The organism is Pectobacterium peruviense (assembly GCF_002847345.1).
Lineage (GTDB): Bacteria > Pseudomonadota > Gammaproteobacteria > Enterobacterales > Enterobacteriaceae > Pectobacterium > Pectobacterium peruviense.
Map to the genome: position 1 here is coordinate 71,119 of NZ_LXFV01000003.1, position 20,873 is coordinate 91,991.

Below are 20,873 nucleotides of genomic sequence, written 5' to 3' on the forward strand. Positions count from 1 at the left end.
GACGAAAGATCATCATGAGCCCGGAAGACATCATTTTTGACCAGCGCCATATTTGGCATCCCTACACCTCGATGACAGAACCGCTCCCCTGCTATCCGGTCACCTCGGCCAGCGGCGTCGAGCTGCATCTGGATGACGGACGTCGCCTGATTGATGGAATGTCATCGTGGTGGGCAGCGATTCACGGTTACAACCATCCGGTGATCAATCAGGCGGTACAGACCCAGCTCAGCCAGATGTCGCATGTGATGTTCGGCGGAATAACGCATCCGGCAGCGGTGGCGCTGTGTCGTAAGCTCGTGGACATCACGCCGGATGCGCTGGAATGCGTTTTTCTAGCGGATTCAGGATCGGTGGCAGTCGAAGTGGCGATGAAAATGGCGCTGCAATATTGGCAGGCGCGCGGCGAAACTCGCCAGCGCTTTGTTACCCTGCGTCACGGTTATCACGGTGACACCTTCGGTGCAATGTCCGTATGCGACCCACAGAATTCGATGCATAGCCTGTATCAAGGTTATTTACCGACTCATTTATTTGTCGATGCGCCGCCCTGTGCTTCTATCAACGAAGGCGGTTTTGTCGACGAGTGGCAAGAAGCCGATATCGCGCCATTACAGGCGATGCTGTCGGCGCACGCTCACGAGGTCGCAGCCGTGATTCTGGAGCCGATCGTACAGGGTGCGGGTGGGATGCGTTTTTACCATCCAGCCTACCTGCGCCGAGTACGGGAACTGTGCGATCAATGGGGTATCTTGCTGATTGCCGATGAGATTGCGACCGGATTTGGTCGCACTGGCAAGCTGTTTGCGTGCGAGCATGCGGGAATTTCGCCGGATATTATGTGCCTGGGAAAAGCGCTTACTGGCGGCTATATGACACTCTCAGCCACGCTGACCACCCGTACAGTGGCTGAAACCATCAGCAACGGTGCAGCAGGCTGTTTTATGCACGGCCCTACATTTATGGGTAACCCGCTAGCCTGTGCAGCAGCCAATGCCAGCCTGTCCTTGCTGGCGGATAACCGCTGGCAGCAGCAAGTGCAACATATTGAGCAGCAGTTGCGAGCAGCGCTGCAACCCAGTGCAGATTCCCCACTGGTGGCGAACGTTCGCGTGTTAGGCGCTATCGGCGTAGTGGAAACACAGCGCCCGGTTAATATGGCGCGACTACAGCGCTTCTTCGTCGAGCGTGGCGTCTGGATTCGACCGTTTGGTCGGCTCATTTATCTGATGCCGCCGTTTATCATTCAACCTGATGAACTGCGTAAGCTGACCGACGCCGTCTGTGCGGCCATCCATAACGCACAGTTATTTGAATAATCGCCAGCACAAGGCGCACACTTCCGGGCGCCTTAACATAACGCCATGGCTTTATTTTATATTATCTATATTTATTACAGCCTTTATTATTCCCCCTATGAATAAAATTTCTATTTCATTCATAAATCATGCACTAAACCACTCTAGCATAGCGCGAAATAACATAAGCTGCTAAGCTACACATTATATTTAATCAACAATATACACTGGATGAATGCGTGTTAAATTTCAGATTGAAATATATCAATAACATATTTATAGATAGATTAATTCTGCTTACTGTGGATACCCACCCATACCGTATTTTCCGCGTTTTATTAACCGCAATATTCTCTTCCTTGTTACTCTCATCATTAGCATTCTCTGCCGCCAGTTCCTCAAAAGAGGCTGATAAACTCCACTTTGAGAATAATAAATATTATCTATTCAATAACGTATGGGGAAAAGATGAAATAGAAGGATGGCAACAGACGATTTTCTATAATAGCCCAATCAGCATGGGGTGGAACTGGCACTGGCCGAGCAGCACCCACAGTGTCAAAGCCTATCCCTCACTGGTGAGCGGTTGGCACTGGACTGCTGGCTATACGTCAAATAGCGGATTGCCGATACAATTATCCAGTAATAAGAGTATCACCAGTAACGTCACTTATTCTATCAATGCAACAGGCACTTACAACGCGGCTTATGACATTTGGTTTCATACCACCGATAAAGCTAGCTGGGACTCATCCCCTACCGACGAATTGATGATCTGGCTAAATGATACCAATGCAGGTCCTGCAGGTGATTATATTGAAACAGTTTTCCTCGATGGTAGCAGTTGGAATGTATTCAAAGGCTGGATCAATGCGGATAATGGTGGGGGCTGGAATGTCTTTTCTTTTGTCCATACTTCCAACACTAACAGTGCATCACTCAATATTCGTCATTTCACCCACTATTTAGTGGAAACAAAGAAATGGATGAGCGATACAAAATATATCAGCAGCGTTGAGTTTGGCACCGAGATCTTTGGCGGAGAGGGACAAATCGCTATCACCGAATGGAGCGTAGACGTAAAATAACGCATCTTGCGTTTCAACGCCTCCTTGGTAAGCTGCCAATGAGCACGTTAACGCAGGGCTGAACCGGATTGCTCTCACCGACTTTCTCTTTTTATTCTCAGTTAAGACGGGCGTTGCTCGTTCTTTAGGCTGAAAAGCCTTCTCCCCCGTAACAAGATTCGTGAGCTGTGGCACGTAAATTCCATTAGCGTTATGATAATCCCCTCTGCTAATCAGGAATTTCCCATGCGTAATACGTTCACCGTTTGCTGGCAGTATTTACGCGCTTTCGCATTGATTTATCTCTGCCTGCTGGCAGGCAATGCGGTATCCGCGTTACTTCCGTTCACTATCCCCGGTAGTATCATTGGCATGCTGGTCTTGTTCACTCTACTCGCCTCGCAGATCCTGCCCGCGCAGTGGGTAAAGCCGGGCTGCCACCTCCTTATTCGTCATATGGCGCTGCTGTTCGTCCCCATTGGCGTTGGCGTTATGAATTATTACGATCTGGTCAGCCAGCAGTTTGGCCCCATCGTGGTTTCCTGTCTGATCAGCACCTTTATTGTCATGTTGGTTGTGGGTTTCAGTACCCAGATTATGCAGCGTGAACGAGTCATGGCTGGCGATCGCACGCCGCCGAAGGATAACGAATAATGTTCAGCTATTTGTGGTGGTCGCTGCCTCTTACTCTGATCGTCTTTTTCGCCGCACGTAAGCTGGCCGTATTGACCAAGATCTCCCTGTTGAACCCGCTGCTGGTATCGATGGCGATTATTATTCCACTGCTGCTAGTGTTGAAGATTCCCTACGAGCACTATTTTCAAGGTAGCAAAGTGCTTAACGATCTGCTGCAACCTGCGGTAGTCGCGTTGGCGTTCCCGCTTTATGAACAGCTACACCAAATTCGCGCGCGCTGGAAGTCGATCCTTAGCGTGTGCTTCATCGGTAGCCTGACGGCGATTATTTCCGGCACGCTGGTGGCACTGTGGATGGGCGCATCGCCAGAAATCGCCGCCTCAATACTGCCAAAATCTGTCACTACCCCCATTGCGATGGCTGTCGCTGGCGCGATTGGTGGTATTCCAGCGATCAGCGCCGTTTGCGTGATTTTTGTCGGTATTCTTGGTGCCGTATTAGGCCACAGCCTGTTCAACCGTGTAGGTATCAAAACCAAAGCCGCACGTGGGCTATCGATGGGCACCGCCTCGCATGCACTTGGCACGGCGCGCAGCGCAGAGGTCGATTATCAGGAAGGCGCATTCAGTTCACTGGCGCTGGTCATATGTGGGATCATCACATCGCTGATCGCTCCGCTGGTATTTCCCGTGCTCTTGCACTTTGCTGGCTGAAGCCTGATGTGAACGATGTGTACCCGCATCGTTCACGCTATAAAATTGAGATACATCTCGCATTTAGTAGTTAATTTGCAGTCATTTCATTCAATAAAGAGATTTTTATCACAATTTATTGCTACTCTGCTCCCTAACATGACGTCATTGACGGGTAATTAGAGAGTAAGCCGACATGCATCCACGATTTGAAAACGCCTTCCAGCAATTATCTGCCAGTTTGCAAAACGCGCTCGGCCCATTGATCGATAAACCAGATTTCGCCGCCATGCTAACCGCTGACGAGGTGAGTGCAGTCTGCGAGGCCACCCAGCTAGACGCCGATGCGTTGGCCTTTGCACTATTGCCTCTGGCTGCCGCCTGCGCACAAGCCTCTATCTCGAATTTTCAGGTTGGTGCCATTGCGCAAGGACTCAGCGGCAATTTCTACTTTGGTGCCAATATGGAGTTTACCGCCGTTCAGCTTCAGCAAACGGTGCATGCAGAACAAAGCGCCGTCAGCCATGCCTGGCTGCGTAATGAGCGTGGATTGCGGGCCGTGACCGTGAACTACACGCCATGCGGCCATTGTCGCCAATTTATGAATGAATTGCGTAATGCAGCATCGCTGCGTATTCAGTTGCCGGGTCGTCAACCAGCCGTACTCAGTCACTATCTACCGGATGCCTTTGGCCCCGTCGATTTGCAAATCGATACGCTGCTGATGGATGACGTCAACCACGGCGCGACCTTGCAGAATGTGAATGCGCTCACGCGTCAAGCGTTGGATGCTGCCAACCGTAGCCACGCCCCCTACAGCAATGCTATCAGCGGCATTGCGCTGGAAACTACAAGCGGCAACATCTATACCGGACGCTACGCAGAAAATGCCGCGTTCAACCCTAGCCTGCCGCCTTTACAATCCGCGTTGAATTTGATGAACCTTGCTGGCGAAGATTCGAGCACCATTAAGCACGCTGCTGTCGTTGAACGCCGTAATGCGGTTGTCAGCCACTGGGCGATCTCACAAATTATGTTGGCCGAGCTGGGCTGCACCGACGTTGAACACCACTTTATTGAGGAATAACAGAAGAGAGAGGCGCAAAATTTAAGCGGCATGAGGATGAAAAAAGAGAGGTGAATCGATAAAGCCTGTATTTCAGCCAAGATGCAAGCCATCTGTAACTATTTAAATTAACATTTTCTGTACATATTCTCTGGGTAATTTAAGATCCTCAGCAGTTTTTCATCGACAACACCTGAGTGTCTTTTCTGTTACCCGAAGAGTAAAAAGTCATGGAATTAGAATACGAAAGCAAACGTCCTCTCTACATCCCCTATGCTGGTCCGATCTTGCTCGAATTTCCCCTGCTGAATAAAGGCAGCGCATTTACTGAAGAAGAACGCGCTGATTTTAACCTTGCAGGCCTGCTGCCAGAAGCCGTTGAAACTATCGAAGAACAGGCAGAACGCGCCTGGCGCCAGTATCAGGAATTCAAACACGATATTGAAAAACACGTATACCTGCGCAACATTCAGGATACCAACGAGACGCTGTTCTACCGCCTGCTGGATGGTCACCTCAGTGAGATGATGCCAATCATCTACACCCCGACCGTTGGCGAAGCCTGTGAACACTTCTCCGATATCTATCGTCGCGCCCGTGGCCTGTTTATCTCCTACCCTAACCGCGCACATATCGACGATATGCTGCAAAACGCCACCAAACAAAACGTGAAAGTCATCGTGGTGACCGACGGTGAGCGTATTCTGGGTCTGGGCGACCAGGGTATCGGCGGTATGGGGATTCCGATCGGTAAGCTGGCACTGTACACCGCCTGTGGCGGCATCAGCCCAGCCTACACACTGCCAGTCGTTCTGGATGTGGGTACCAACAACCCGCAGCGTCTGAACGATCCGCTGTATATGGGTTGGCGCCATCCGCGTATCACCGACGACGAATACTATGCATTCGTTGACGAATTCATTCAGGCCGTGAAGCGCCGTTGGCCGAACGTGCTGTTGCAGTTTGAAGACTTCGCACAGAAAAACGCCACACCGCTGCTGAATCGCTATCGTGATGAAATCTGTAGCTTTAACGATGACATTCAGGGCACCGCGGCCGTCGCTATCGGTAGCCTGATTGCCGCCAGCCGCGCAGCAGGTACACAGTTACGCGATCAGACCGTTGCCTTCCTGGGTGCAGGCTCCGCAGGCTGTGGTATCGCTGAGCAAATCATCGCGCAGATGAAGTCGGAAGGGCTGAGCGAAGAGGAAGCACGCGCACGCGTCTTCATGGTTGACCGTTTCGGTCTGCTGACAGACAAACTGCCGAACCTGCTCGATTTCCAGAGCAAACTGGTGCAGAAAAGTGAGTTGCTGGCTGATTGGGATTGTAACAGCGACGCGATTTCACTGCTGGAAGTGGTACGCAATGCCAAGCCAACCATCATGATCGGTGTATCCGGCCAGCCAGGTCTGTTCACGGAAGAAATCATCCGTGAAATGTACAAACACTGCGCTCGTCCTATCGTGATGCCACTGTCTAACCCGACATCTCGCGTGGAAGCGCGTCCAGAAGATATCATTCGCTGGACAGAAGGCTCAGCGCTGGTCGCGACTGGTAGTCCGTTCTCTCCGGTTCACTATCAAGATAAAGTCTTCCCTATCGCGCAGTGCAACAACTCCTATATCTTCCCTGGTATCGGGCTAGGTGTACTGGCGTCGGGAGCCAACCGTATCACTGACGGTATGTTGATGGCTGCCAGCCGTGCTCTGGCTGACTGCTCGCCGCTGGCGAATAACGGTGAAGGCGCTCTGTTGCCGGATCTGTCCGATATCCAGCAGGTGTCCAAGCGTATCGCACTGGAAGTGGGTAAAGCCGCACAGCTGCAAGGTGTGGCCGTCGTTACCTCTGCCGATGCATTGCAGAAGGCGATTGACCATAACTTCTGGCAACCACAGTACCGCAGCTATAAACGTACCTCGTTTTAATTGCTGACGGTTTTACTGCTGAAAAGCGCGGCACTCGGTGTCGCGCTTTTTTTATTCAGCTTTTCAATTTCGGGTCGAGCGCATCGCGCAGGCCGTCGCCCAATAAATTAAACGCCAATACCGTCAGAAAGATCGCCAGACTCGGGAAGATCGCGACATGTGGAGCAATCACCATGTCCGATCGCGCTTCGTTCAGCATCGCACCCCACTCGGGCATCGGTGGCTGCGCGCCCAGACCTAAAAATGACAGGCTAGCGGCGGTGATGATCGACATTCCAATCCGCATTGAGAAAAACACCACGATGGAAGACACTGAGCCGGGCAGAATATGCCGAAAGAGGATCATACTGTCGCTGGCACCAATACTGCGGGCAGATTCGATATAGGTAAGCTGCTTCAGCACCAGCGTATTTCCTCGCACCAGACGGGCGAAAGCCGGGATACTGAAAATCGCGACGGCAACAACCACATTTGCCATACCGCTGCCCATAATCGCCACAACGGCAATCGCCAGCAAAATGCCGGGAAAGGCAAACAGCACATCGCATATGCGCATGATGATTCGGTCTGCCCATCCTTCGTAGTAGCCCGCCAGCAGACCCAGCGTTGTGCCAATCATCATCCCCACCAGCACCGAGAAAATGCCTGCCGCCAGCGAGATACGCGTCCCCATCAGGATCCGACTGAAAATATCACGCCCTAATGAATCCACGCCCAGCCAGTGTGCCGACGAAGGGCCTTCATTCAGTCGATCATAATCAAAATAATTTTCGGCATCATAGGGCATCAGATACGGTGCCCAAAAAGCGATGGCAACCAGCAGCAGCACAAACAGGCCAGCAGCCACCGCCACGTGCTGCTGAAGAAAACGCCGCCAGAATTCACGCCACGGCGTACGAACCGGTTTATCCCTAATGACAGGGAGCGTCGCCAGCATAGCTTTACGTCGCCAGTGTCTCATTCCCTTTCCTTATTTATAACGAATGGCTGGATTAATCGCGGCATACAGCATGTCGACCAGCAAATTAATCAGAATAAACTCCAGCGAAAACAGCAACACTTCCGCCTGAATTACCGGATAGTCACGCATCTCCACCGCATCAACCAGCAACCGCCCGAGCCCCGGCCAGTTGAAAACCTTCTCCACAACGATGGATCCACCGAGCAAAAAGCCAAATTGCAGCCCCATCATGGTGACCACCGGAATCAGTGCATTGCGCAGCCCATGCTTCACCACAACCAGCGATTCGCGCACGCCTTTTGCCCGCGCCGTACGCATATAATCTTCCTGCAAGACATCAACAAACGACGCACGGGTGAAACGCGCCATCACTGCCGCGACTGCCGCCCCCAACGTCAGCGAAGGCAAGATGTAGTGCAGCCAGGTATCCGCCCCCACCGTCGGTAGCCAACCTAACTCAACGGAAAAAATCTGCATTAACAGCATGCCGAGCGCAAACGCAGGGAAAGAGAGGCCAGATACCGCCAACGTCATTCCGATCCTGTCCGGCCAGCCGTTACGCCACACGGCGGACACGATGCCGATCGCCATGCCAAAAATCACCGCCCACGCCATGCTGCAAACCGTCAGCCAAAACGTTGGCATAAAACGCATGGCTATCTCTTCCGTGACCGGCCGTTTCGACACCATCGACGTCCCCAAATCCCCTTGCAGAATATGGGTCAAGAAGTGCCAGAACTGGTGTGGCAGCGATTTATCCAAGCCCAAATCCTGCCGCACCATTTCGATCACGGCAGCATCGGCTTCCCCCCCAGCCGCCAAACGCGCCGGATCGCCGGGCAGCAGATGAACGAACAGAAACACCAGCACCATAACAATCAGGAGCGTGGGGATCAGCCCCAGTAACCGTTTAATAAAATAATTCAGCATGAACGGTTTTCCACATACATGTGTCAGGCTCTCCTATAAGTAGACGCGTGTTGACCACAGCGGGTAGCCTGACGGCCACCCGACTCCCTGGTCATTCTTTTGCCGTGAATTATTCCGTCAGATCGGCATCCTCAAAACTGAACAACGTATCTGGCATGACGTAGAATCCCGTCAGTTTCTTGCTGTTAGCCGATACTAAACGCTCTGTCGCCAGGAAAATCCACGGCGCATCGGCCCAGATTTTATCCTGCGCATCCTTATACAGTTTCTGCTTTTCCGCTCGATCCGTCGTTTTCAGCGCATTAGCCAGATCCGCATCAACTTGCGAGTTGCTGTAAAACGCCGTATTGAACTGTGCCGGTGGCCAGGAGGCCGTAGCAAACAGCGGCGACAGCGCCCAATCTGCCTCGCCCGTCGATGCCGACCAACCGGTGTAGAACAGGCGGACGCCCGTTTCTTTAACGCCTTTACCTTCCACTTCCGCCGCGCGTTGCCCCGCATCCATCGCCGTCACCTGCACTTTCACGCCAACCTGTGCCAGCTGTTGCTGCGTAAACTGCAAGACTTTCTGCGCCGTACTGTGGTTATGTGACGACCAAAGCGTGGTAGTAAAACCATCTGGGTAGCCCGCTTCTTTCAGCAGCTCGCGCGCTTTGGCCGGATCGTAAGGCCATGGATGATATTTTACCGAATAATCGATGCTGTTCGGCAGTGGCCCTTCGGCTGGCGTTGCATAGCCGGAGAACGCCACTTTAATCAGCGCCTCTTTGTTTATCGCGTAGTTCAGCGCCTGCCGGACTTTCGGATTATCAAACGGTTTCTGCGTGACATTCATGCTGATGTAGCGATGCAGAATCGACGGTGACGCCACCAGCGCCAGCTTGTCATTCTTCTCCAATACCTTGGCCTGCTCAAACGGTATCGGATAAGCAAACTGTGCTTCGCCGGTTTGCAACAGTGCCGCACGCGTATTGTTATCCACCACCGGACGCCAGGTAATGCTGTCTAGTTTAGGTAGCCCCGCCTTCCAGTAGCCGCTGAATTTCTCAACTTTGACAAAATCGGTCTGATTCCAGGCTACAAAACGATACGGGCCGGTGCCTACCGGATGAAAGCCAATCTCCTTGCCGTACTGCGTTAATGCCGCTGGCGAGATCATCACTGCTGCTGGGTGCGCTAGATTGTTAACAAACGCCGAAAACGGCGTCTTTAGCGTGATTTTCACCGTCAGATCGTCCACGGCCTCGGTTTTGTCGATCATCTTGAACAGGTTATACCGCTTCAAGCGATTGTCTGGATTACTGGCGCGATCCAGATTCACTTTGACGGCAGCGGCGTTAAACGCCGATCCATCATGAAATTTAACACCAGGATGTAATTTGACGGTGTACGTCAGGCCATCTGGGCTGACGTCATAGCTGTCCGCCAGCACGTTAATCAGCTTCATGTCTTTATCGAAGCCAAACAGCCCCTGATAGAATGATTTCGCCACCGTTTGCGATAGCGAGTCATTGGCATCATAGGGATCCAAGCTGGTAAACGTGGAACCCACGGCAATAACTGCATCTTTGGCAGCCCAGGCAGGTGATGCCACCATTGCTGCGGTTACCCCTGCGGCCATCCACCAGCGCCGCTGTATTGTCATTACGCTCATGCTACGTTCTCCTTATGAATCCCTGTCAATAAGCACCGGCTATCGGATGGTGTGCCACAAAGTGTCGCTCGCCAACCTGAACCAGAGGTGCCGTTGTCGGTTCATCGCCAATCGCCCGAATCGGGCTGGGTATTTCATCAACCAGCAATACCTGCTCACGCTGGCGGCGTGAGGGATCGGCAACTGGGACAGCCGACATCAGCTTGCGGGTATAGGGGTGTCGGGGTCGTTCGAATACGTCTTGACGCGGGCCGATCTCGACAATCTGCCCCATGTACATCACCGCCACGCGATGACTGATGCGTTCGACCACCGCCATATCATGTGAAATAAACAAAAATGCGATGCCGAACTCACGTTGTAGTTCTAGCATCAGATTGATGATTTGTGCCTGAATCGACACGTCCAGCGCGGATACCGCCTCATCCGCAATGACGACTTTGGGATTCAGCGCCAGCGCTCTGGCGATGCAAACGCGCTGTCGCTGTCCACCAGAAAACTCATGCGGATAGCGTCGGGCGTGTTCAGGCTCCAACCCTACGCGTGACAACAGCCATTCCACGCGTTTCTCCGCTTCCTGTCGGCGACAAATATTGTGAACCAACAGCGGTTCCATAATTGAGAATCCAACCGTCAAACGGGGATCCAATGAGGCATACGGATCCTGGAAAATTAGCTGAATGTCGCGCCGCAGATGTTGTAACGCCGCGCCTTTCAACCGATTGATTCGCTGACCATTAAAGGTAATGTCGCCCTTCTGGCTTTCAACCAGTTGGAGCAACGCACGGCCAGTGGTGGATTTGCCGCATCCCGATTCACCCACCAGCGAGAGTGTTTCGCCCGGCCAGAGATCGAAGCTCACTTTTTCTACCGCGTGCACCTGCCGGGTCACGCGGTTCAGTAATCCGCTGCGGATCGGAAAGCGCGTCACCAGATTGCTGACTTGCAAGATCGGCGCGGCATCCACGGGAACGGTATCCTGCGGCACGTTGTCCGCAAGGCGCGCCGTATTTTGATCCAGCAGCGGGAATTTTGCTGGGAACGGTTGTCCGCGCATCGAACCTAACGCCGGAACCGCCGCTAAAAGCCCCTGCGTATAGGGGTGCTGCGGCGCAGTAAAGATCTGCCCCACGCTGGCCGCTTCGACGCTTTCCCCTCGGTGCATCACCAATACACGCTCAGCCACTTCCGCCACCACGCCCATGTCATGGGTGATGAAAATCACGGCCATGTCCATTTCACGCTGTAGTACACGGATAAGTTGCAGAATTTGCGCTTGAATGGTGACATCCAAGGCGGTCGTAGGTTCATCAGCAATCAGCAGAGACGGCTTGCAGGACAGCGCCATCGCAATCATGACCCGCTGGCGCATTCCGCCAGAAAGCTGATGGGGATAGCGATCCAGCACGTTGCGCGCTTCCGGTATTCTGACCAGATCCAGCATACGCAACGTCTCTGCACGCGCGGCACGCCTGTCCATTCTCTGATGCAAACGAATTGACTCAGCTATCTGTTCACCAACAGGGAAAACCGGATTCAGCGATATCATCGGCTCCTGGAAAATCATCGCCAGATCCGCACCCCGCAACGTTCGCATCATCCGCTGCCGAGCGCCGCGAAGATCCAGTACCTGCCCATCACGGCGACGAAATAGCATGTCTCCCTGATGAATCACCCCACCTGCATGTTCGACCAAACGCATCAGCGCCAGCGACGTGACCGACTTGCCCGAGCCCGACTCTCCGACGATAGCCAGCGTTTCCCCCCGATCGACAGAGAACGTCAAATTACGTACCGCGTCCGTCCGCTGCCCCTGCTGCTCGAAATAGACACTCAGGTTGCGCACCTCTACCACCCGTTTTTCAGGCAAGATCAGCCCCGGGACAGGGGAAGACAGCGAGGAATAATGATCCTGTGTGGGCAACATGAACGGCGAATCTCCATATAAATGCGGCTAAAATCAGCGCAGCGCGATCAGGGACAAATTATCAGCGGTTTTCGACTATATTTAGCGCAAGGTATGATGTAAAGCGGAAACTGAAATCAACACAGTGAAAAATTCTTTTTATAACATTAAGTTAACCGCCAGATAGACGCGCCGTAAGGCGTGAACTCTCACGCAGATGCACACACCTTTGCCCGAAGTAGTTCGACTTGTGGGAAAAAAGTGACGCTTTCGCACCCCATCCTTGTCGTTTGATGCCTGACGAGTCATGCGCTATACCCTAAATAATTCGAGTTTCAGGACAAAAACGGCAAGGCGTTTTTGAACAGTGCTTGCGCTGACCCCGAAGGGGTGAAGCCATAAGGCCGAATAACGCGGCAAGAGAAGGCATCCCGATGAGCTTACTCCGGTAAGTGATTCGGGTGACAAATCTGCCGGGAGCAGATTTGAACGCTGCTTGCAGCGGCCCTTCAGGGCGAGGCCCACGACGGGCCGAGTATTTGAACGCAGCCAACGCACATGCAACTTGAAGTATGACGGGTATAAAAGCCGTATTCCTTGACCTGCGTACATTCACCCACGTTACGAACTCTGACATAATTAATACTGGCATAGGAAACCGATTTTCGCCCGTGCACAACACGTCGGCGGAACACGATGCTTATTGATGTAATCAGTCGTATTGATGAAACACGTTGTATTTTGTATTGATAAAAAACGGTGGAGTGAAGATGGAAAGCGTTAACTCAGGTTTACTGACTCTTGAACAAGCTCTGGAAAATATGTTTTCTCAGGCTCCTTCCCTTACCGAGACAGAGCGCGTATCCCTGTTCGACGCCGCAGGACGGATCACTGCCCATGCTATCGCCTCTCCGATTAACGTCCCGCCTTTTGCCAATTCCGCGATGGATGGCTATGCCGTACGCTGCGCCGATTTGTCCGCTGCGGCACCGCTGCCTCTGGCGGGTAAAGCCTTCGCTGGCGCGCCTTTCACTGGCGAATGGCCTGCCGGAACCTGCATTCGCATCATGACCGGTGCGCCGATTCCCGCAGGCGCCGACGCAGTGATCATGCAGGAACAGGCTGAAGTCAGCGAGAACGGCATCCGTTTCCCTCATGAGGTAAAACCCGGCCAGAATATTCGTCTGGCGGGAGAAGATATTCAGGCGGGTGCCAGCGTGCTGCCCGCCGGTTGCAAGCTAGGCGTAGCGGAACTGCCGCTGCTAGCGTCGCTGGGGATTGCGCAGATTGACGTGGTACGCCGTCTGAAAGTCGCGGTGTTTTCAACCGGTGATGAGCTGCAACGCGTCGGCGAGCCGCTCGAAGACGGTCAGATTTATGATACCAACCGCTTCGCCGTGCGTTTGATGCTGGAACAACTGGGCTGCGAGGTGCACGATCTGGGCATCATCCGAGATGATCCTGACGCGCTGCGTGCCGCATTCCATGAGGCTGACCAGCTTGCCGATCTGGTAATTAGCAGCGGCGGCGTTTCCGTTGGCGAAGCCGATTACACCAAGCAAATGCTGGATGAACTGGGTGACATCCATTTCTGGAAACTGGCGATTAAACCCGGTAAACCCTTCGCCTTCGGCAAGCTACAACACGCCTGGTTCTGCGGCCTGCCGGGGAATCCGGTTTCCGCTGCGCTGACATTCTACCAACTGGTTCAGCCGCTGCTGGCTCGCCTGTCTGGTTATACGCAATGGCACCAGCCACCGCGTGTACGCGTCAAAACCACCAGCGCACTGAAAAAGACGCCGGGTCGCACCGATTTCCAGCGTGGCATTTTCAGCCGCAACGCGCAGGGAGAGCTGGAAGTGAGAACCACCGGGCATCAGGGTTCGCACGTTTTCAGCTCGTTTAGCCTCGGTAACTGTTTCATCGTACTTGAGCAGGATCGTGGACGCGTCGCTGCCGGTGAATGGGTAGAAATCGAGCCCTTCAACGCCCTGCTGGGACACTGAGTATGTTGCCGGAACTGAGCGATGAAGAAATGCTGCGCTACAATCGACAGATTGTTCTGCGCGGCTTTGATTTCGACGGGCAGGAAAAGCTCAAGGCTTCACGCCTGCTGATTGTCGGGCTGGGCGGTCTGGGCTGTGCCGCCGCGCAGTATCTTGCTGCGGCAGGCGTCGGCCACTTGACGCTGCTGGATTTTGATACCGTTTCTCTGTCTAACCTGCAACGTCAGGTTCTGCACCGCGATCACCGTATCGGGATGGCAAAAGTCGAATCGGCGCATCTGACGTTATCCGACATGAACCCGCATCTTTCGCTTGATACCGTTGATGGCGATCTCGATGATGACGCATTGAGCGAACTGTTCAGCCAGCACGATGCAGTGTTGGACTGTACCGACAACGTTGCTATCCGTAATCGCCTGAACCGCATTGGCTTTCAGCTCAAAAAACCGCTGATCTCCGGAGCAGCGATTCGGATGGAAGGCCAAATCAGCGTCTTTACCTATCAGCCCGATGAACCTTGCTACCATTGTCTCAGCCGCCTGTTCGGAGCCAATGCACTGACCTGCATCGAAGCGGGCGTGATGTCGCCGCTGGTGGGGACTATCGGAAGCTTGCAGGCGATGGAAGCCATTAAGCTGCTAACGGGCTATGGCAAGCTGACCACCGGTCGTTTGCTGATGTTCGATGCGATGACGCTGCAATTTCGCGAAATTACGCTGCCGAAAAACCCCCGCTGCGACGTCTGCGGCGGGTAAAGCAGAAAGTGGAAAGATTGGTATCCGGCACGATAAGTCATTGAATACGGCAAAAATCAGTGACACAGTATTAAGGTAAGTCATCACGTAAACTGAGGAACACACCATGAGTAATGCTTTTTTGCAGTCAATCAAGGCCCGTCGTTCAATCTATGCCATCGGTAATAAATTACCGATATCAGAAGATCAGGTTACCGCGCTCATTACCGAAGCTGTTAATGAAAGCCCCTCCTCTTTTAATTCACAAACTTCCCGCGTTGTCATTCTGTTCGGCGAGCAGCACCACAAGCTGTGGGATATTGTTAAACAGCAACTGAAGAAAATTGTGCCTGCGGACGCCTTTGCCCCAACAGAAGGCAAACTCGCTTCGTTCGCCGCCGGCGCAGGAACCGTCCTGTTCTTTGAAGACACTAGCGTAATTGAAGCGCTACAGGAAAAGTTCGCACTTTATGCCGATAACTTCCCGGTTTGGTCAGAGCACTCAACCGGCATCGCCCAGTTCGCCGTGTGGTCGACGCTGGCGCAGGAAAAAATTGGTGCCTCACTCCAGCACTACAACCCGCTGATCGACGATGATGTCAAAGCACAGTGGAATCTGCCTGCCAGTTGGAAACTGCGTGCTCAAATGCCATTCGGTTCCGTAGAGCAACCCGCTGGTGAGAAAACCTATATTGCCTTTGAAGAACGTTTCCGCGTATTTAAATAATCCACTGAATCATTCTTTATGAACAAACAGGGACGCCATGCGGTGTCCCTGTTTGTTTGCGGTCTATCCATTATCACTGGGTGCTGGCGGCGCAAGAACCTGAATCGCCTTTTCTCTGATCCCGAACACCGCGGGCGTTTTGCCGATTAACTCGCCGTCCGCATTAATATCGTGTGGCCTTGAGGTACTCAACGTCAGCTGTCTGGCGGAAAAGGCACGAACTTTGCGCCAGCGCCCGTGCGTCCCCCGACGGATAAAGGGGATCAGCGCCACCATTTCCCACCAGTGGGAGACTTCCAGACTATACACATCCAACTGACCATCATCAGGCGCGGCACTCTGTGCTACCGCCATGCCACCGCCGTAGAAACGCCCATTCCCCACCGACACCTGCACGGTTTTAACCCGCTCTTTGATGCCGTCATGTTCGATCTCAACGCGGAAGGGACGACTTTGTTTCAGCAGCTTAAAGGCCGCCAGTGCATAACCTAATGTGCCCCAGCGCTTTTTGGACTTAGCGGACAGCCCGCGCGCCAGTGCCGCAGAAAACCCAATGCTGGAGACATTAAAGAACAGATGCCCGTTAACGTCCCCCAAATCAACCGCACGCCGCTGACCGCTGATAATAATCTGAATGGCCTGCCGAATATCTCTGGGAATCCCCACCGTACGGGCAAAGTCATTTGCCGTGCCTAATGGCAGCACGCCCAGCGGCAATCCGGTATCGACCAGACCAGGAGCCGCTGAATTTAATGTACCATCACCACCGCCAACAATGACGAAGTCAACCCGCCCCGCATAGGCACGTATAATATCACTGTATGAGCCTGTCTCTTTTTCATCAGGTTCGACGAGGGTAATCTGGCTTTGCTGTAATAACTGTTTCACATCGCGAGCAGAGGAATCACCATTTCGCGCATGCTTATTAATCAATAAAAGCGCTGTTGGGCCCGATTCCTTCGCTGCTGAATAATGGCTCATGGTCATCCACCCAACATTATTGTTTGATTGAATCTAACCATACGGATAATCAAACCGACAAGGGAGCTTTAAAAAGCCCACAGTACAATACAAAACATTACGTTCCGGCAATCTGCTCTAATACTTCCACAATGTAACCACTATACTGAATCCTACGAGTCAGCGATTCATTTACCCAATAGTGTTACGCCGTCAGTCCAGTAAAATGTTGCACCACAATTTTTAGGTGAAAACAGAGACTTATTCACCTACTTCATCAATGATTCTCTGGGGATATTATTTTGCAGACTGGATTCATCAATAACTCACGCTGGCTGGACAAAACACGCGCAATCATAATACTCGGCGCAATGCTGCTCGCCGCATTTCTGGTGATTAGTTGGACCAGTTATGAAGTGGCTAAAGAATCATTGGAAGAAGAAATCGAAGGAAATACTCTGCCGCTGACCAGTGATAATGTCTATTCTGAAATCCAGCAGGACTTGTTAAAACCTATCTTTATTTCATCGCTGATGGCGCACGACACCTTTCTACGCGATTGGGTGCTGAAGGACGAAAACGATCCGCAAGCTATGTTCCGCTACCTGCGAGAAATCGATCGTCGCTTTGATACCGTATTTTCTTTCTTTATTTCGGATAAAACCAAGCGCTACTACGATCCACAGCGCATCCTGAAAACCGTCTCAGAAGATTCACAAGACGATCAGTGGTATTTCCAACACCGCACGCTATCAGACGAGATGCCTTATGCCATCGATATCTCGTTCGACCCTGAGAATCACACGCGTCTTGATATTTTTATCAATCACAAAGTCGTGGACTATGAAGGCAACTTTATCGGCATTACCGGCGTAGGTATTCCAGTTGAACGCGTTAAACTCCTTATTGAGAAATATGAGCAACGCTATAACCGAAAAATCTATTTCATTGATAAAGAAGGTAATATTACCTTACATGGAGAAACGTATAACCGCCCCCTCAAGATTCAGCAACAGCAGGGATTGGGCACTATTGCCACAACGATCCTGACCGTTCCCGGCGGTGCGTATGAATACCAATCAAACGAGGATCATGTTTTCCTTAACACTCGGTTAATTCCTGAATTCGGTTGGTATTTGATGGTAGAACAAACCAGCCATCCCAGTGAAAAGCGGCTATTCGACACGCTGCTAAAAAATCTTGGTATCAGCACGTTTGTCAGCATTCTCTTCTTATTTCTACTGTGGTTGACCATTGGTGGATATCAGCGCCGTTTGGAACAAATGGCCACGACCGACAAATTAACCGGCCTCATGAACCGACAGGCATTTGATTACTTATTCCATCGGCTCGGTACGAGAAATGCCTTACAGCACAAGTCGCTCTCCATTCTTCTCATTGATATTGACCACTTCAAGAAAATCAATGACAGGTATGGTCACAACGTCGGAGATCTGGTTTTACAAGAAGTCTCCGCCATCTTGTCGACCAATACTCGCTCCAGCGATCAATCCTGCCGTTGGGGAGGTGAAGAATTTGTCATTCTGCTCGACGATTGCGATATCAACGCCGCACAACAGCGCGCCGAAGCGCTACGCCAGAGTATTGAAATAGCGCACCTTCCCTATCGTGAAGGGATTATTCAGGTAACGGTCAGCTGCGGCGTTGCTGAATATCGGGCCGGAGAAACGCTCAGTATGCTGATAAACCGCGCCGATATCGCGCTTTATCAAGCCAAACAGCAGGGACGCAATCAGGTAGTGCGCTCGCAGTAGCAACAAGCGTGGAGCCTGCATTACGCATGCAGGCACATGTAGACAGGAAGCGAGCATAAGGTATTAAGCGGATTACGTTCGGTTGCCCGTTTGGCGTTTCAGCGTAATGGAGCAGGTATATCGGTCTGCCGGATGGATCGATACCGTGGTTTCAAAGACGTTTCCAGAGCGGTCAAGATAATGACGTACGATTTTTAATGCCGGGTAGCCGACGTCAACGCCCAGCGTTTTCGCTATTTTGGCCGGAACGCCAACGGCAGAAATCGTCTGACGCACTTCTTCCCCCTGCACGCCATAATGTTTTTCAATTAAATCGCTAATCAAAGCAAACGGATCGCTGCGTACCAGACTTTTGACCTTGGCATAATCCGGGCTAACGTAGCTATCAGTCCAGCATATCGGGGAGTCCTTTTTCTGGCTGTCTTCACGAATACTGGCAATATGCAGCCAGCGATCGCCCGGCTTGCCACCGATAATCTGTGCCAGCTCAACATCCGCTACGATTTCATCAATCTTCTTCACTACGCGCAGGTTGGTTTTAGCCAACACGAACAGATCCTCAAGGCTGGCCAGAGGATGGTTGCGCTCCCGCTTTTCATCATTATCGACAACAACGGAACCCACGCCCTTGCGACGGGATAGCAAACCCGCCTCTGTTAGATCGCGCAGCGCCTCCCTGACGGTATGGCGGCTAACCTGATACAGCTCACAGAGCTCCAGCTCGGAGGGAATCAACGAGCCAGTTGGGTACTGGCCTAGCGTTATATTCTGGCTGAGTTCACGGGCAATGCGCTTATACAAGGGTTCTTTCATCGGCTCACGCTCTTAATCAATATTGATGCCCTGCATCACAAAATGACATTTCACTGCTTCCCTAACTTGTCCGGACATGATGTTATAAATACAACATGTCCGGACATTTAAACATGTACGGATATTTAACTTCACAGTCCATGCCGCTCATCAAGGTAAACACGCTTCATCTTATCGCGGATATGGTCTGCATCTTATCACCAATACATCCGCTTCAGGAGGCGTTATGGCTTCGAATGTGCTTGATTCAGTTCTATTCCGTGATTCATTTGGTACCCCGGAAATGCGGGCGATCTTCGATGACCGGGAACTCATCCGTAAATATGTAGAAGTAGAGATCGCACTGGCCAATGCGCAGGCGCGTTGTGGTGTGATTCCAGAAAAGGCTGCCGCAGAAATCACTGCCAGCTGTAACGCCGACACGCTCGATTTTGAGCTACTGCGCCACGAAACAGAAATTGTGGGCTACCCTATCCTGCCGCTGGTACACCAGATTTCCAAGCAAGCCGGCCAATCTGGCGGTTATGTCCACTGGGGCGCAACGACCCAAGACATTATGGATACCGCTGTAGTGCTGCAAATCCGTGATGCATTCGCGTTAATTGACGCAGATATCGAGGCGCTGCGTTCTATTTTGGCTGGACTGGCCGTGCGTTACCGCAATACGCCAATGGCTGGGCGTACTCATTTACAACAGGCACTACCGATTACATTCGGCTACAAAGCCGCCATCTGGTTGGATATGTTCGATCGCCATGCCGAGCGCCTTGCACAACTGCGCCCTCGCGTGCTGGTAGGCGAGTTCGCGGGGGCCGCAGGGACATTGGCCTCATTGGGTGACAAAGGACTCGCGGTGCAAAAAGCGCTGATGGCAGAGCTTGGATTGGGCGTACCGACCTCAACGTGGCATGTGGCTCGTGATGGGTTTGCAGAAGCCGTCAACCTGCTGGCGGTCATCACCGGTTCGTTAGGGAAAATTGGCTATGACGTCATGCTGATGGCCTCCAACGAATTCGGCGAACTGTATGAACCGTTTGTCAAAGGCCGCGGAGCCAGCAGCACCATGCCGCAAAAGCGCAACCCCATTTCCAGCGAACTGATGCTGGCCTGTTCCAAGGGCGTTCGCCAACAGGCTGGGTTAATGCTGGATGCGATGGTGCAAGATCTGGAACGCGCCACAGGCCCCTGGCATGCGGAGTGGATCGCCATCCCAGAAAGCTTCATTCTCTCTGCGGGCGCACTTCATCAAGCCAAGTTCATGCTAAACGGCCTCATTGTTGATGAGAAGATGATGCTGAAAAATCTCAATATGACCAATGGCCTGATTGTGGCAGAAGCCGTGATGATGGGGCTGGCACCGTATATTGGTCGTCAGGAAGCGCATGACATCGTCTACGATGCCTGCCGTATCGTAAATGAGAAAGGCGGCACGCTGGCCGATGTTCTCAATGCTATGCCAAGCGTCGCAAGCCGCCTCGATCCCAAATTAATCGAAGACCTGACCAACCCCGTCAATTATTTGGGGAGCGCCCCTGAAATGGTTGACCAGGTAGTAAATAAAATGGAAAGAAAGTAGTCATCACCGGTAATTATCCAGTATCTCCCTAATTCTCAGACTGAGATCGATATTCCCCAGACGCAAGATAATAACGCGTCTGGGCAGGCTCTCTTTTGCCGGGAACGATAGCGGATAACCATTGATTGCACGATTAAGGAGACG

17 protein-coding genes are annotated in these 20,873 nt (G+C 52.2%); 11 read left to right on the top strand and 6 right to left on the bottom strand.

The features are described 5' to 3' along the window. The first annotated feature begins 14 nt into the window (after positions 1–14). The 6 genes from bioA (at position 15) to A0G03_RS03690 (ending at position 6,687) form a co-directional block, all read left to right on the top strand. On the top strand, positions 15–1,319 hold the full coding sequence (gene bioA / locus A0G03_RS03665; protein ID WP_048260945.1) for an adenosylmethionine--8-amino-7-oxononanoate transaminase: 1,305 nt from the start codon (positions 15–17) through the stop codon (positions 1,317–1,319). Between the two features lie 272 nt (positions 1,320–1,591). Continuing rightward, positions 1,592–2,386, top strand: coding sequence for a GH12 family glycosyl hydrolase domain-containing protein (locus tag A0G03_RS03670; protein WP_048261149.1), 795 nt, complete (start codon positions 1,592–1,594; stop codon positions 2,384–2,386). 225 nt (positions 2,387–2,611) lie between these two features. Next, complete coding sequence (locus tag A0G03_RS03675; protein WP_048260950.1) at positions 2,612–3,019, top strand: CidA/LrgA family protein; 408 nt, start codon at positions 2,612–2,614, stop codon at positions 3,017–3,019. Beyond that, complete coding sequence (locus tag A0G03_RS03680; protein ID WP_048260956.1) at positions 3,019–3,714, top strand: CidB/LrgB family autolysis modulator; 696 nt, start codon at positions 3,019–3,021, stop codon at positions 3,712–3,714. The genes A0G03_RS03675 and A0G03_RS03680 overlap by 1 nt, the downstream gene beginning before the upstream one ends. Before the next feature lie 175 nt (positions 3,715–3,889). Continuing rightward, on the top strand, positions 3,890–4,780 hold the full coding sequence (gene cdd, locus A0G03_RS03685; protein WP_048260961.1) for a cytidine deaminase: 891 nt from the start codon (positions 3,890–3,892) through the stop codon (positions 4,778–4,780). A gap of 209 nt (positions 4,781–4,989) precedes the next feature. Continuing rightward, positions 4,990–6,687, top strand: a complete 1,698-nt coding sequence (locus tag A0G03_RS03690) for an NAD-dependent malic enzyme (protein WP_048260966.1) — start codon at positions 4,990–4,992, stop codon at positions 6,685–6,687. 55 nt (positions 6,688–6,742) lie between these two features. Here A0G03_RS03690 and gsiD read toward each other — a convergent pair whose 3' ends face one another. From gsiD to A0G03_RS03710, 4 genes are all read right to left on the bottom strand, one after another. Continuing rightward, complete coding sequence (gsiD, locus tag A0G03_RS03695) at positions 6,743–7,648, bottom strand: glutathione ABC transporter permease GsiD (RefSeq protein WP_048260968.1); 906 nt, start codon at positions 7,646–7,648, stop codon at positions 6,743–6,745. A gap of 9 nt (positions 7,649–7,657) precedes the next feature. Continuing rightward, positions 7,658–8,578: a glutathione ABC transporter permease GsiC gene (gsiC, locus tag A0G03_RS03700; RefSeq protein WP_048260969.1), complete on the bottom strand. Its 921-nt coding sequence runs from the start codon at positions 8,576–8,578 to the stop codon at positions 7,658–7,660. A 109-nt stretch (positions 8,579–8,687) separates the two neighbouring features. Next, positions 8,688–10,232 (bottom strand): glutathione ABC transporter substrate-binding protein GsiB, encoded by a 1,545-nt coding sequence (gene gsiB / locus A0G03_RS03705; protein WP_198528819.1) that lies wholly within the window; start codon positions 10,230–10,232, stop codon positions 8,688–8,690. Between the two features lie 25 nt (positions 10,233–10,257). Further along, positions 10,258–12,159, bottom strand: coding sequence for a dipeptide ABC transporter ATP-binding protein (locus tag A0G03_RS03710; RefSeq protein WP_048260972.1), 1,902 nt, complete (start codon positions 12,157–12,159; stop codon positions 10,258–10,260). A gap of 749 nt (positions 12,160–12,908) precedes the next feature. Between A0G03_RS03710 and moeA the strand changes: the two genes are divergently transcribed. The 3 genes from moeA to A0G03_RS03730 all read left to right on the top strand — a co-directional run bounded on the left by moeA (position 12,909) and on the right by A0G03_RS03730 (position 15,605). Continuing rightward, complete coding sequence (gene moeA / locus A0G03_RS03720) at positions 12,909–14,144, top strand: molybdopterin molybdotransferase MoeA (protein WP_048260974.1); 1,236 nt, start codon at positions 12,909–12,911, stop codon at positions 14,142–14,144. 2 nt (positions 14,145–14,146) lie between these two features. Beyond that, complete coding sequence (gene moeB / locus A0G03_RS03725; RefSeq protein WP_048260976.1) at positions 14,147–14,899, top strand: molybdopterin-synthase adenylyltransferase MoeB; 753 nt, start codon at positions 14,147–14,149, stop codon at positions 14,897–14,899. Between the two features lie 106 nt (positions 14,900–15,005). Then, positions 15,006–15,605 carry a nitroreductase family protein gene (locus tag A0G03_RS03730; RefSeq protein WP_048260978.1) on the top strand — a complete coding sequence of 200 codons (600 nt, stop codon included), beginning with the start codon at positions 15,006–15,008 and terminating at the stop codon, positions 15,603–15,605. Positions 15,606–15,668: 63 nt separating this feature from the next. Here the strand turns inward: A0G03_RS03730 and A0G03_RS03735 are convergent, their stop codons facing one another. Next, a complete protein-coding gene (locus A0G03_RS03735; RefSeq protein WP_048260980.1) occupies positions 15,669–16,592 on the bottom strand; it encodes a lipid kinase in 924 nt (307 codons plus the stop codon). A gap of 275 nt (positions 16,593–16,867) precedes the next feature. On the opposite strand from A0G03_RS03735, the gene A0G03_RS03740 reads away from it, so the two are divergent. Next, the gene (locus A0G03_RS03740; RefSeq protein WP_048260982.1) at positions 16,868–18,340 is read left to right on the top strand and encodes a sensor domain-containing diguanylate cyclase; all 1,473 of its coding nucleotides are present in this window, start codon (positions 16,868–16,870) and stop codon (positions 18,338–18,340) included. A 72-nt stretch (positions 18,341–18,412) separates the two neighbouring features. On the opposite strand, the gene A0G03_RS03745 is transcribed toward A0G03_RS03740, so the two are convergent. After that, positions 18,413–19,153: a GntR family transcriptional regulator gene (locus A0G03_RS03745; protein ID WP_048260983.1), complete on the bottom strand. Its 741-nt coding sequence runs from the start codon at positions 19,151–19,153 to the stop codon at positions 18,413–18,415. Positions 19,154–19,379: 226 nt separating this feature from the next. Here A0G03_RS03745 and A0G03_RS03750 point away from each other — a divergent pair, with 226 nt between their 5' ends. After that, positions 19,380–20,729: a class-II fumarase/aspartase family protein gene (locus A0G03_RS03750; protein ID WP_048260985.1), complete on the top strand. Its 1,350-nt coding sequence runs from the start codon at positions 19,380–19,382 to the stop codon at positions 20,727–20,729. Positions 20,730–20,873 lie beyond the last annotated feature (144 nt).